13 protein-coding genes are annotated in these 12,896 nt (G+C 60.0%); 9 read left to right on the top strand and 4 right to left on the bottom strand.

Going from position 1 to position 12,896, the window contains the following annotated elements:
• Positions 1–4 precede the first annotated feature (4 nt).
• The 6 genes from G6K99_RS14285 to G6K99_RS14310 all read left to right on the top strand — a co-directional run bounded on the left by G6K99_RS14285 (position 5) and on the right by G6K99_RS14310 (position 4,433).
• Entirely contained in the window at positions 5–670 is a 666-nt protein-coding gene (locus G6K99_RS14285; RefSeq protein WP_174196919.1) for an amino acid ABC transporter permease, read from the top strand.
• Between the two features lie 14 nt (positions 671–684).
• A complete protein-coding gene (locus G6K99_RS14290; RefSeq protein ID WP_174196920.1) occupies positions 685–1,359 on the top strand; it encodes an amino acid ABC transporter permease in 675 nt (224 codons plus the stop codon).
• A 3-nt stretch (positions 1,360–1,362) separates the two neighbouring features.
• Positions 1,363–2,358 (top strand): NAD(P)-dependent oxidoreductase, encoded by a 996-nt coding sequence (locus G6K99_RS14295; protein WP_174196921.1) that lies wholly within the window; start codon positions 1,363–1,365, stop codon positions 2,356–2,358.
• The gene (locus G6K99_RS14300) at positions 2,355–3,110 is read left to right on the top strand and encodes an amino acid ABC transporter ATP-binding protein (protein WP_174196922.1); all 756 of its coding nucleotides are present in this window, start codon (positions 2,355–2,357) and stop codon (positions 3,108–3,110) included. Before G6K99_RS14295 ends, G6K99_RS14300 begins: the two co-directional genes overlap by 4 nt.
• A gap of 9 nt (positions 3,111–3,119) precedes the next feature.
• Positions 3,120–3,890: an SDR family NAD(P)-dependent oxidoreductase gene (locus G6K99_RS14305; protein ID WP_113110363.1), complete on the top strand. Its 771-nt coding sequence runs from the start codon at positions 3,120–3,122 to the stop codon at positions 3,888–3,890.
• 129 nt (positions 3,891–4,019) lie between these two features.
• Positions 4,020–4,433, top strand: a complete 414-nt coding sequence (locus G6K99_RS14310) for a VOC family protein (RefSeq protein WP_113110364.1) — start codon at positions 4,020–4,022, stop codon at positions 4,431–4,433.
• Between the two features lie 197 nt (positions 4,434–4,630).
• Here G6K99_RS14310 and araH read toward each other — a convergent pair whose 3' ends face one another.
• The 4 genes from araH to G6K99_RS14330 all read right to left on the bottom strand — a co-directional run bounded on the left by araH (position 4,631) and on the right by G6K99_RS14330 (position 9,033).
• Positions 4,631–5,584 (bottom strand): L-arabinose ABC transporter permease AraH, encoded by a 954-nt coding sequence (gene araH, locus G6K99_RS14315; protein WP_174196923.1) that lies wholly within the window; start codon positions 5,582–5,584, stop codon positions 4,631–4,633.
• A 16-nt stretch (positions 5,585–5,600) separates the two neighbouring features.
• On the bottom strand, positions 5,601–7,106 hold the full coding sequence (gene araG, locus G6K99_RS14320) for an L-arabinose ABC transporter ATP-binding protein AraG (protein WP_113110469.1): 1,506 nt from the start codon (positions 7,104–7,106) through the stop codon (positions 5,601–5,603).
• 71 nt (positions 7,107–7,177) lie between these two features.
• Positions 7,178–8,158, bottom strand: a complete 981-nt coding sequence (locus tag G6K99_RS14325) for an arabinose ABC transporter substrate-binding protein (protein ID WP_113110366.1) — start codon at positions 8,156–8,158, stop codon at positions 7,178–7,180.
• 101 nt (positions 8,159–8,259) lie between these two features.
• The gene (locus tag G6K99_RS14330) at positions 8,260–9,033 is read right to left on the bottom strand and encodes a FadR/GntR family transcriptional regulator (protein ID WP_113110367.1); all 774 of its coding nucleotides are present in this window, start codon (positions 9,031–9,033) and stop codon (positions 8,260–8,262) included.
• Between the two features lie 247 nt (positions 9,034–9,280).
• Between G6K99_RS14330 and G6K99_RS14335 the strand changes: the two genes are divergently transcribed.
• The 3 genes from G6K99_RS14335 (at position 9,281) to G6K99_RS14345 (ending at position 12,896) form a co-directional block, all read left to right on the top strand.
• Complete coding sequence (locus tag G6K99_RS14335; RefSeq protein ID WP_174196924.1) at positions 9,281–10,252, top strand: substrate-binding domain-containing protein; 972 nt, start codon at positions 9,281–9,283, stop codon at positions 10,250–10,252.
• Between the two features lie 97 nt (positions 10,253–10,349).
• Positions 10,350–11,876 carry a sugar ABC transporter ATP-binding protein gene (locus G6K99_RS14340; protein WP_174196925.1) on the top strand — a complete coding sequence of 509 codons (1,527 nt, stop codon included), beginning with the start codon at positions 10,350–10,352 and terminating at the stop codon, positions 11,874–11,876.
• Between the two features lie 12 nt (positions 11,877–11,888).
• The gene (locus G6K99_RS14345) at positions 11,889–12,896 is read left to right on the top strand and encodes an ABC transporter permease (RefSeq protein WP_113110369.1); all 1,008 of its coding nucleotides are present in this window, start codon (positions 11,889–11,891) and stop codon (positions 12,894–12,896) included.

Consider the following 12,896-nt stretch of genomic DNA (forward strand, 5'->3'; position numbering starts at 1 on the left):
CGACATGCAGCAGATCCTAGACAACTACCTCAATCTCGAAATCATGCGGGAAGCCTTTCCGGAGGTGCTTCGCGGATTTTGGGTGACGGTTCAGGCGTCGATCGCCGTGATCATCATCGGGCTTGCCAGCGGGCTCGCGCTTGCGATCTGCCGGTGCATGCGCAATGCGATCATCGATTGCGTGATCACATCATATGTAGAGATTTTTCGCACCCTTCCACAATTGGTCGTACTGATCTTCCTGTATTTCGGCCTGCCCTACATGGGCCTGACCCTGTCGCCGTTCTTCGCCACTGTGTTCGGCCTCTCCGCTGTGCTTTCGGCGTTTTCGGCGGAAATCTTCTGGGCATCGATCGTCGCCGTGCCGAGAGGCCAGTGGGAAGCGGCCTCGGCGCTCGGCTTCAAGGCGTGGCGTACGCTGACATACATCATTCTACCACAGGCCGTCAGGCTTGCCCTGCCGCTGGTGACCAACCGCTCGATCGCCATCACCAAGGGCACGGCGCTTGGGGTCGCGCTGTCGTTGCAGGAAACCCTGGGAAGCGCTCAAAGCATCATGTCGATCAAGGCCAACCCGTCGCCGCTCACGCTCGCAGCCTTCTTCTATCTTCTGTTCTTCATTCCGCTGGTGGCCTTCAGCCGCTACGTCGAACGTCGGTTCTCGCACTAGGATTGGGCTTTGATATGGAACTCTTTCTGCTCAATTTTGCGGATGTCGATTCGTTCATGTTGATCTATCCTCTGTTGCTTCAGGGGCTGCAGCTCACACTTCTGCTGTCGATCGTATCGCTGCCACTGGCGCTCCTGTCCGGTCTGTCGGTGGCGGTCCTCTACAGTTTCGCAGGCGCTCGGACGCGCCGGCTGATGGTCATGATCATCGACCTGCTGCGCGCATTTCCCGTCTTGGTCCTGCTGGTCCTGATCTATTACAGCTTGCCATTTTTCGGACTGACGCTTGAAAGTTTCGCGGCCGTCGTCGTTGCGCTGGTGATCAACAACACCGGATATTTCAGCGAAATTTTTCGTGCTGGCCTCGAATCCATTCCCAAGGGTCAGCATGAGGCGATTGCCGCGCTCGGCTTTCATCGGTTTCGCGGTATGATCTACATCATCCTGCCGCAGGCGGTACGCAAGGTGGTGGCGCCGCTCGCCAGCAATTCGCTGGAACTCGTCAAGACAACCTCGATCGCTTCGCTGGTCGCTCTGCCAGAATTGCTGCGCTCGGCCCGCGTGGCGCAGGAGCAGACCTACAACCCGACCCCCCTGACTGCGGCGGCCGTCATCTTCTTCATTATGCTCTGGCCGTTCTCCCACTGGGTTTCCCGTCTGGAACGCAAGGCGATTATCGGGAGGGGCTGACACATGCGGGTACTGATCACGGGCGGCACCGGTTTTATCGGGCTGGCAACCACCGAAGCGCTCCTGGCGCTCGGACACGAGGTGTTTCTGTTTGCGCCGGCACCGCTGTCAGCGGCTTTCGCCAACGCGCCTACCCTCACGGGTGCGCGACTTCTGCTGGGCGACATTCGCGCGGAGGCCGATATCGTCTCGGCTCTGACCGCGGCCCGCCCGGACGCTGTTCTGCATCTCGCCGCCATCACGCCCGACGCGGATGCCGAGAGCCGCATGCCGGCGATGGTCATCGAGGTCAATATTGGTGGCACCGCAAACCTGCTGAAGGCCCTGAGCGACACGGGTGGCACCAACCGCCTGGTGACGACCAGCAGCGTTGCCGTATACGGACAGATAGACGCAGGGATCATCCCCATCGTCGAGGATATCTCGCTGCCCGATCCGAACGGGCTTTACGGCATTACCAAACTCGCGGCCGAAAAAACCGCGATCCGTCTTGCCGGGCTCTATGACATCGATGTCAGGATCGCCCGTCTCGGACCTGTATTTGGACCCTGGGAACACGGGACCGGCGTCAGGCCGCTGCTTAGTCCGCATGCCCAGGTTCTCCAGCAGTGGCGACAGGGTGAGGTTGCGAGGCTCCCCCGACCGATGAGCGGTGATTGGCTTTATAGTCGTGACGCCGCAGCCGGGCTTGTCGCCCTGCTGACCGGTCAGCGCCTCCAGCAAGTTGTCTACAATATAGGGCCTGGCTGGACTGAAACGGTCGAAGCGTGGGCATTGCACCTCTCGCAGATGGTCGCGGCGCCCGGCGTTCGCTTGACGATGGATAATGAGCAGCCGACCGTCCGTATCTCAATGCCACGTGACAGGGCAGCCTTGTCCATCGACAGGCTTGTGGCCGATACCGGTTTTACGCCGCACTATCGCCTCGAAGAGGCTGCGACAGATTACGCGGACTGGCTGAACAACTTTGATCCAATCACAAAAGGGACGCCCGAATGAACAGCATCAATGTCGGACGCGCCGTCATCGAAATGCGCGCGGTCGAGAAATCCTTCGCAAGCTTCAAGGCGCTCGATGGCATCGACCTCAGCGTTGCGCGCGGACAAAGAATTGTCATCTGTGGTCCGTCGGGATCGGGGAAATCGACGCTGATCCGTTGCATCAACGGCCTGGAAACTTTTGATATGGGAGAGGTCCGGGTTGACGGCGTCGCGATCGACGGCAAGGCACGCAACATCGACAGGGTGCGGCAGGAAGTCGGGATGGTTTTCCAGCACTTCAACCTCTTTCCACATCTGACAGTCCTTCAGAACCTGATGATTGCCCCGATGAAAAACCGCGGCAAGCCTCGCTCGGAGGCGGAAGCGCTGGCTCGGCATTATCTTGAGCGGGTCCGCATCGCCGAACATGCCGACAAGATGCCTTCGCAGATATCCGGTGGTCAGCAGCAGCGCGTTGCCATTGCCCGCGCGCTGTGTATGCAGCCGCAGATCATGCTGTTTGATGAACCGACCTCTGCACTCGATCCCGAAATGATCAAGGAGGTTCTCGATGTCATGGTCGAACTCGCAAAAGAGGGAATGACAATGGTCTGCGTCACCCATGAGATGGGCTTTGCCCGCAGTGTTGCCAGCGAGGTGGTGTTCATGGATCGTGGCAGGATTGTCGAACAGAACACACCGGACGAACTTTTCAAGAACCCGCAGCATGAGCGAACCAAGGCGTTCCTCGAGCAGGTCATCAGGCATTAGGAGGCAGAGATGAGACTTGCCGAAAAGACCGCCATCGTGACAGGTGCATCATCCGGCATCGGGCGTGCCATCGCATTGCTGTTCGCGCAGCAAGGGGCAACGGTCGTAGCTGTCGATGTCACCCCGGATGTGGTCGAGGGTGGAACTCCCGTCATTGACGAACTCGCAAAGGTCTCCGACAGGGCAGTCTTCCTGCAGGGCGACATTTCAAATGCGAATGACGTGCAGCGCATCGTCGATGATGTGGCAGGCCGTTTCGGAAGGGTCGATATCCTGGTCAACAACGCGGTAGTGCGCGGCGGCGCCTCGCTCGTTGACACCGACGAGGCGGAATGGGATCGCGTCACCGACGTCAATCTTAAGGGCGCTTATCTTTGCCTTCGCGCCGCCGTTCGGCAGATGCTGACGCAAGAGATCATCAACGAGGCACGCGGACGCATCGTCAACATAACGTCCCAGCATGGGATGATCGCCGCACCCAACGATTTCGCGTACGGGGTGAGCAAGGCCGGCATGGTCTACATGACGAAACAGGTGGCCTCCGACTACGGCAAGGACCACATCATTTGCAATGCCGTCGCGCCGGGCAAGATCCTGACGGGTAAAGGTGGCAAGGCCATCGATCCGGAAATGTTAAACTATTCACGCGAGCGCACGCCGATGCCTCGCCTTGGTACCCCGATCGACGTCGCCCACGCCGTTCTGTTTCTTGCGAGCGACGAAGCCACCTACATCACCGGACATAACATGATGGTCGATGGCGGCTGGATGGCACGATGACAATTGAATGTGCTGCGTGGCAGCGTCGTCGAGCATGGAAAAAAGCTGCGGCTATGCGCCTCGCAATGCCGTAGCGAGCATAAGTGTTGGCCCCAAATATTACTTTATCAAACCATCAGGAGGTACATAATGCGTTCACTTTTCCATTTGGCTTATCACGTCAAAGACCTCAACGACTGCCGCCATTTCTACGGGGATATCCTCGGCTGCACCGAGGGTCGCAGCACGGAGACATGGGTGGATTTCGACTTCTTCGGGCATCAGATCTCTCTGCATCTCGGCAAACCGTTCGAGTCGACGCGAACCGGCAAGGTCGGCGACCATATGGTCATGATGCCACATCTGGGTGTGGTCTTGCCTCTGGAAGACTGGTTGAGCCTTGCGTCGCGTCTGGAGAGTTTCGACGTCAAGTTCGACATTCCGCCGGTTGTTCGTTTTGAAGGTGAGCCCGGCGAGCAGCGGACGATGTTCTTCTTCGATCCCAGCGGCAACCCGATCGAGGTGAAGGGCTTTAAGGATTTCGACGGCGTTTTTGCGCATTGAGGTACCGTGTGAGGTAACGGGCATGGAATGTATTGCCCTTGTACCTACCTCATATCCTCGACCGCCAAGGCATTGGCGTCACTGCTATAAGAGGCCAACGGCAACTACGTCCAGCGGGTCGGTGGTTCAGCTCCCATCAAGGCGTTCACGATGGAACTAGCTAAACATCGCTTGCTACTCACCTTTCTTCAGGTCTTTCACGCTCGGCCACGTCCGGCGGCAGTCGAGCGCATGTTGTCCAGCAGCACTGCGATCAGCAAGATCAGACCGCGTACGACATACTGGTAGAAGGCCTGGATGTTGAGCAGGTTCATGACGTTCTCCGCGATACCCATGATGAGAACGCCTACGATGACGCCGGTCATCGCGGCGCGGCCGCCGGCAAGCGAGACGCCGCCGAGCACACAGGCGGAAATGACCGAGAGCTCCAGCCCTGTTGCCGCGTTCGGCTGGCCGGAGGTGATGCGCGAGGCGAGCAGGATGCCCGCAATGGCACAGACCAGACCCTGAAGCGCGAAAATCCAGATACGCATCCGTACGACGTTGACGCCGGCAAGCCTCGATGCTTCCGGGTTGCCACCGATCGCCAGCGTATTTTTCCCGAACACCGTGCGGTTCAGCACAAAGCCGAAGATGATGAACAGAGCGATCATGATCCAGATCGGCGTCGGGATGGTGAAGAAACGGGAGAGGGCCAGCTGGTAGAACGACGGGTCGTTAATGCCAACGGCCCGGCCATCCGACGCGATCAGGGCGAGCCCACGGACAATCTGCATTGTGGCGAGCGTCGTGATGAGGGCGTTGACGCGAAACTTGGCGATGACTACCCCGTTGACGAAGCCGACGGCGCTGCCAGCCAGAAGAGCCGCCAGAAGCCCGAGCAGGATCGAGCCGGAGGCATTCGACACCATCACGGCGATCATGCCGGAGAACGCGACCGTGGACCCGACCGAAAGGTCGAAATCCCGCGAGGCCAGGCAGAACATCATGGTGCAGGCGACGATGCCGATCGTCACTACCGACTGCAGCAGACCGAGCATGTTGCGCTCGGACAGGAAGTTCGGGACGAAGATCGACACGATCACGAAAGCGACGGCGAAGATCACCACAAGCCCCTGTTCGCCGAGTAGTATCTTTTTCAACGCGTTCATCGATATCGTTCCTGGATTAAATGGTGCCGGCGGCATTCTTGTCGGGGAGGGCCGCGGTGAGGATGGCACGTTCATCGAAATTGTCGCGGGTGACATCCGCGGCAACGCGACCCTGGCACATGACCATGATGCGATCGGATATGCCCATGACTTCCGGCAGTTCGCTGGAGATGACGATGATGGCCATGCCATTGGCGGCAAGATCGTAGAGGATCTCGTAGATTTCGGATTTTGCGCCGACGTCGATGCCGCGCGTCGGCTCATCGATGACGAGCACCTTCACCCCCTGTTCCGACAGCCAGCGGCCCAGAATGACCTTCTGCTGGTTGCCGCCCGACAGGTTGATGATGTCCTGCTTGCGCGAGGGCGTGCGCACGCGAAGCTTGGCGATGAACTGATCAGCCAGCGCCGCTTCTTTCTTCGGCCTCAGAACGCCAAAGGGCGAGAAATGGCGGCGCGATGAAATAACGATGTTTTCTTCGATCGAACGACCCTGCACGATGCCGTCGAACTTCCTGTCTTCGGGGCAAAGGACCATGCCGGCATTGATGGCGGCCTTCGGGTTGTTCGCAGCCACAGCGACGCCATCGATGCCGACGCTTCCCTGCTGGCGTTCGTCGGCCCCATAGAGCAGCCGCGCCATCTCGCTGCGGCCAGCGCCGATCAGCCCGAAGAACCCGAGGATTTCCCCTTTGCGCACCGAAAAGCTCACCGGGTTGCGCAGCCGCGGACCCGAGAGGTTCTCCACCTTGAGCCTGACATCGCCGAGCGGACGCTCGCGCCAGCCCCAGATGTTGCTGATTTCGCGTCCGACCATTTCTGCAATGATCTGCTCGCGGGTGGTATCGGCGACGTCCGGATGATGGGCGGCGAGTTTGCCGTCGCGCAACACCGTCAGGCTGTCGCAGAGGCGGAAGATTTCGTCCAGGCGGTGGGAGACATAAAGGATGACTGTGCCCCTGGCCTTCAGCTTCTCGATCAGCGAAAACAGGATCTCGCTTTCGCGCGAAGAGAGGGACGAGGTCGGCTCATCGAGGGCGATGACGCGCGCTTCCAGCATGACGGCCTTGGCGATTTCCACCATCTGGCGGGCGCCGATCGAAAGCGTGGAGACCTTCGCATTGGGATCGACGTCGATGCCAATCTCGTCGAGCCTCGACCGGACCGTTTCGATCAGGGTGCGGCTGTCGATCACTCCGGCTTTGCCCGGGAACCGACCGAGCCAGAGGTTTTCTGCGACCGTGAGCTCGGGGACGAGCTGGAGTTCCTGATGGATAACGATCACGCCGGCATGGAAAGCGTCGCGGGCGGACCGGTATTGCTGCTCTTCGCCATCTATCGAAATGCTGCCGGCGTCTGCCGACTGGTCGCCCGAGAGAACGCGGATAAGCGTGGACTTGCCAGCACCATTTTCACCCATCAGCCCGTGCACCGCGCCTTTTTGGACAGCAAACGAAATGTCGGACAAAGCCTGGACGCCGGGATAACCCTTGGAAATATTCCGGAATTCGAGGAAAGCCATCATTGCCCCATGGATGAAAGAACTGCCCCGGCAACGCGGACGCCGCCGGGGCAAGGATTTCTTGCGAGACCTTATTCGACGCCGAGATCCTTGCGGACCTTCTCGTAGTCGCCGCGCAACGCAAGCGAACCGGCTGTCAATGTCAGCATCGGCGGTGCCTTGTCGTTGGCGATCCACTCGTACATGTTCATAGCGGTCTCGTATCCGTGACGTTTCGGCGAGATGATGACGGTGCCGAAGAAGCCGGTGGCAGAGGGTTTCTTGAACTCGTTGATCGCCGATTCCGCGCCGCCGATACCCACGCCGATGATATTGCCGGTCGCAATACCGACCGATTCCGATGCGCGAACCGCACCGAGGACGGCCTCGTCGTTCAGCCCGAACGCTACCCAGTATTTAACGTTGGCATGCTTGTTGAGCACGGTCGTCGCGGCATTGAGTGCGGCTTCCGTATCCGTCTTGGCCTGCGGTGCATCGTAGATTTTCTCAGCTGGGAAGCCGGCCGCTTTCAACACCGAGATCGCGCCCTCGACACGGTCGACTGCCGTTGGAAGCTGGTCGTAGGAGACCCGTATCGCGCCGACCTCCTTCATGTCCCAGCCGCGCTTTTTGATCTCGTCGACTAGCGCCTGGCCGACGGTCTCGCCGATCTTGGTGGCGGAGATACCCATATGGGCGACGTCTTCCAGCGGCTTGCCATCTGCGCCGACCAACCGGTCGTCGACGGTCATCAGCTTCAGATCGTTGGCGGTCGCTTTCGCGACGATACCCGGGCCGAGCTTCACGTCGGGAACGCAGATGATGAAGCCTTGGGCGCCCTGGGCACCCAAGTTGTCGATCGCGGACTGGACTTTTTCACCGTCTTCGGCGCCGATCTTGACCAGAGTGAAGCCCTTTTCCGTGGCGGCCTGTTCGGCGAACTTCCATTCGTCCTGGAACCATGGTTCTTCGGCCTGCTTGACGACGAAGCCGATCTTCACATCCGCCGCCCAGGACGCGCTTGCCACGAGTGCGACCGCGCTGGCCAGCAACAATGTCTTCAATGAACGCATTGAATTTTCCTCCTTCTTGCCCGCGTGCCTCCGCGCGGTAGAAGCTCAACTATCCATCAAATATCATACGCGTCAACATATATGTATGATTTTTCTTTTCGTTATTTTCCCTCGGTGACTTCGGCAGCCTTGCGGGCTCGGCGCAGGGCATCTGTCATTTCGCTTCGCGCAACGCCAATGAGCTGTTCCATCGCATGGCGGGCTGCGTCTGGCCTGCGCATCCGGATTGCTTCCAGCACGTCCTGGTGGGTGAGGATCGCCTGTTCGTGGCTCTGGCTGGCGCGGTTGGTCAGCCGGAAGCTTGCGAGCAGGGCAGCGCGGATGGCGCTGGCGAACTGGCGGTAGACCCAATTGCCGCTGGCATTGATGATCGCGGTGTGAAACTCGAGGTCGGCGCGGCTCCAGTCTTCCGTATCTCTGGAGTTGGCCTCGACCATGTCCTCGAAAGCCTTGGAGATCTGATAGAGCTGCCGGGCATTGGCATTGGCTGCGGCCTGTGCCGCAGCGGCGGGCTCGAGCAGCTGCCGGGCATCGATAAGTGAGGAATAGAAGGCGTCGTCGCCGCCGACGGTCAGCATGACGTCGAGCACGATCGGATCGAGATAGTTCCAGTTTTCGCGTGGAAGCACGATGGTGCCGGCCCGTGTGCGCGAGCGCACCATGCCGAGCGCCGAGAGATATTGCATCGCCTCGCGCAGGCTGGTGCGGCTGACGCTGAACTTCTCCGTCAGCTCCGCCTCATTCGGCAGCGTGGCATTCTCCGGAAAGGCGCCCGAGACGACCATCTCGACAAGACAGTGCAGCAGCGCCTCCCTCACGCTTCGCTTGCCGCGCTGGGCAATCGGTGCCCCATGTTCTGTCAAAATCCGTGTCATGGACGCGCTCTTCACTTGGTCCGCTCTCCGTTAATCCGTGTATCTGGCGCCCGATCCGGCTCCGCTTCTAATCCGGGACTGGCCTCGAGCGCTCGGCCACTATCAGTAGTATGGATGATCTCAGTTTTCCGATCAAATCCAAAAATAAATCATATTTATATTGACATATATCTGACCGATCTTATTTTGCCATTCGCCAGCGATGGAGAGCATTGCCGGCATCGACGTCAATTCGAGGGAGGAGAAGATGAAGATCATCAGGCAGGCAGCGCTTCTGGCCGCTGCAGTGCTCGCAGGGGCAACGACTGTGATGGCGCAGGAAGATCTCAAGGTCGGTGCCATATACATGGACGCCCAGGGCTTTTACGCCGGCGTTCGCAAGGGCATCCAGACCGGCACCACGGACGCAGGCCGCAAGCTCGACATCGTCGAGACCAACGCCCAGGGCGACGTCAGCAAGGAATCCTCCTTCATCGATTCGCTTATTTCGGCCGGCGTGCAGGCGATCATCGTCTCTCCGGTCTCAGCAGATGGTTCCTACCGGGCCATCCGCCGCGCCCATGACGCCGGCATTCCGGTCGTCTGCTACAACACCTGCCTCAACGATGCGGACATGAAGGAATATATCTCGGCCTACGCGGTCGGGGATCCCTTCGAGTTCGGCCACAAGCTCGGCGATGCGGCGGCAGAGTATTTCATCGGGGCAAAAAACGAGGCGCCCAAGATCGCCGTGCTCAACTGCGAATTCGTCGAGGTCTGCGTCACACGGCGTAAAGGCTTCGAGGAGGCGCTGAAGGCAAAGGTGCCGGGCGCACAGATCGTTGCCAATCAGGAAGGTGCAGTTCTGGACAAGGCGATTTCCGTGGCCAGCACAATGCTGTCTTCCAATCCGGATATCGACGCCTTCTTTGGCGAGGCCGGCGGCGCCACTCTAGGTGCTGCTCGAGCCGTCAAGAGCCAGGGCAAGACCGGCAAGGTCGTTGTCTTCGGTGGCGACATGACGACCGAGATCGCCCAGGAGCTTTCCGATTTTTCAGTGATCAAGGCGGTCGTCGATATTTCCGGCCAGGGCCTTGGCAAGCTTGCGCTGGCGCAGGCGGTGAAGTCGATCGACGGCCAGCCTCCGGAAGGGATCAGGGTCCCGTATGATATCGACGTCTACAAGTCCGCCGATGACGGCAAGGCCTGGCTGAAGGCGCATGCCGACGGCATTCCTTGATCCCGGGCGATAATCCTATGACCTCCAGGTTTCCCCTGGACGCAAGCCGTCAGATGTCGCCGGCAATTCGGCGCCGTCTTTTTCAACGGAAAGATCGATGACCTCTGTTTCCCAGACAAGGCCGGCAGACATCTCCGCGGTCGCGTCCGTCAATGGATGTACGCGGCGTTACCCTGGTGTGCTGGCGCTCGACAATGCCACGTTCAACGTGGCGCCGGGCGAAGTGAGAGCGCTGCTCGGCAAGAACGGCGCGGGCAAGTCGACGCTGATCCGCATGCTGACGGGCGCCGAAATCCCAGACAGCGGTACAGTGCTGGTCGACGGTTCCGAGCTCACTCAGACCGGCTCCGGCCGTGCGCAGGAATCCTTTAAGAAGGGGGTGCGCGTCGTCTACCAGGAGCTCAGCCTCGTTCCCGGCATGACGCTTGCCGAAAATCTCTTTCTCGGACGATGGCCGCGCAAGGGCGGCGTCATCCAGTATGCGGCGATGGAAGCGGAAGCGGCAGACGCGATGGGCCGTCTCGGGCTCGATCTCCCGCCGGACCGTCTGGTCGCGGGCCTCAGTCCCGCCGAACGGCAGCTTCTTGAAATCGCCCGGGCCATGCTGGGAAAACCGAAGCTCGTCATCCTGGATGAGCCGACGAGTTCGCTGGCGGCGGCCGAGGCCGAGAAGGTGATGGCGGCCGTGACCAGGGTCGCGGCGCAGGGAATCGCCGTGATCTACGTCAGCCACCGGATGAATGAAATCCGCCAGATCGCTCATTCGGCAACAATCATGCGCGACGGCCGGATCATCGATACGGTTGACGTCAAGGGAGCCGATACGCGCGAGATTGTTCGCCTTATGCTCGGTTCGGAAAGCGTTCAGGCCGCCGCTTTGGAAGACAGAAGCCAAGCCGAGGTCGTGCTCGAGGTCCGGGATCTGGCACTCGCGCCGAAGCTCTCGTCGATTTCCTTCTCGCTCAGGAAAGGCGAGGTTCTGGGCATTGCCGGACTTCTCGGCGCGGGACGGACAGAGCTGCTGCAGGCGATCATGGGCGTACGCCGCTTCGATGCCGGCGATGTTCTGGCAGGGGGGAAGTCTGTGCGCTCGGCCGGTTACAGGCAAATGGTCAGGCGCGGATTCGGTTATACGCCTGAGAGCCGCAAGGAAGAGGGCGTTGTGCCGCTTCTCGGCGTCGACGAGAACACGCTGTCCACCAACTTCGCCGGCGTCAGCAGCAACGGTATCCTGTCGTCGCGCCGGATGGCTGAAGCGACCCGCAAAATCATCGACCGCCTCCATATCAAGACGGCACGCACGGATACGCCGATCGGCACGCTGTCCGGCGGCAACCAGCAGAAAGTTGTGATCGGTCGCTGGGTCTATGCCGGCAGCAGCGTCCTCCTTCTCGACGAGCCGACCCGCGGCGTTGATATCGAGGCCAAGGCACAGATCTATTCGATCATCCGCCAGCTCGCCGCTGAAGGCCGAAGCATCATCTTCGTCTCCAGCGAAATCGAGGAGCTGCCGCTTGTCTGCGACCGCGTCGTCGTTTTGAGAGATGGCGCGCTGCAGGAAGAATTCAAATCACCCAACATCGATCAGGACAGCTTGATGGCGGCCTGCATTACCGGACATTGAGGGAGACATAAGATGTCACTCGACCATGCTGCCAAGCCGGCGGCTCCTGAAAAGGCGAAGGCGCCGCGGTTCACGTTCTCGCAGCATATGAACGAGATCAGCCTGTTCTTCGCGATCGTCGTTCTCTACGTGATTTTCGCGTTAACAGCGCCGGGCTTCATCTCGTTCAACAACCAAGTCAATATCCTGCGGGATGCGGCAACGATTGGAATCGCGGCCTGGGCCGTGACGCTGATCATCATCGCCGGCGAAATCGACGTGAGTGTTGGTCCGATGGTGGCCTTCATCTCGGTCGAGCTTGCGTTCCTGCTCCAGATGGGCGTGCCGACTCCCTTGGCCTTTGTGCTGGCGATTGCCTTTGGCGCACTGCTCGGCGCGATACCTGGCATATTGCGCGCCTATTTCGACGTGCCCTCCTTCGTCGCCACACTTGGCATGTGGAGCGCGTTGCGCGGAACGGCCCTGTTCGTGACGGACGCGCTGCCGGTCTCGATCGGCCGCAACGACATGCTGGATGCGCTCGACCGTTCGCTCTTCGGCATTCCTCCGGCAGCGATCATCATGCTCATCCTGTTTGGGGTCTTTGCCTTCGTCAGCCGCAAGACGGCATTCGGACGCTCCGTCTTTGCCGTCGGCGGCAATGCCCATGCGGCATTTCTGAGCGGTATCAACGTGTCGCGGATCCGGGTGGCGCTTTTTGCCATTGGAGGCGCGATGGCTGCAATCTCCGGCATTCTCCTCGTCTCGCGGCTCGGCTCCGGCAACGCCACGGCTGCCAGCGGGCTGGAATTCGACGTGATCGCGGCGGTCGTCGTCGGCGGCACGGCGCTGTCGGGCGGCCGCGGTTCCATGCTCGGAACGCTTCTCGGAGTTCTGGTCATTACCTTGATCGGCAATGGTCTCGTTCTTCTGGGCATCAATCCGTTCTTCCAGCAGGTGGTGCGGGGATTGATCATCGTCATTGCGGTGCTCGCCAATATCCAGGCGATCAAGCGCAGCCTTTCGCGCAACAAGGGATAA

It is taken from the genome of Neorhizobium sp. AL 9.2.2, from assembly GCF_013317225.1.
Taxonomy (GTDB): Bacteria; Pseudomonadota; Alphaproteobacteria; order Rhizobiales; family Rhizobiaceae; genus Neorhizobium; species Neorhizobium soli.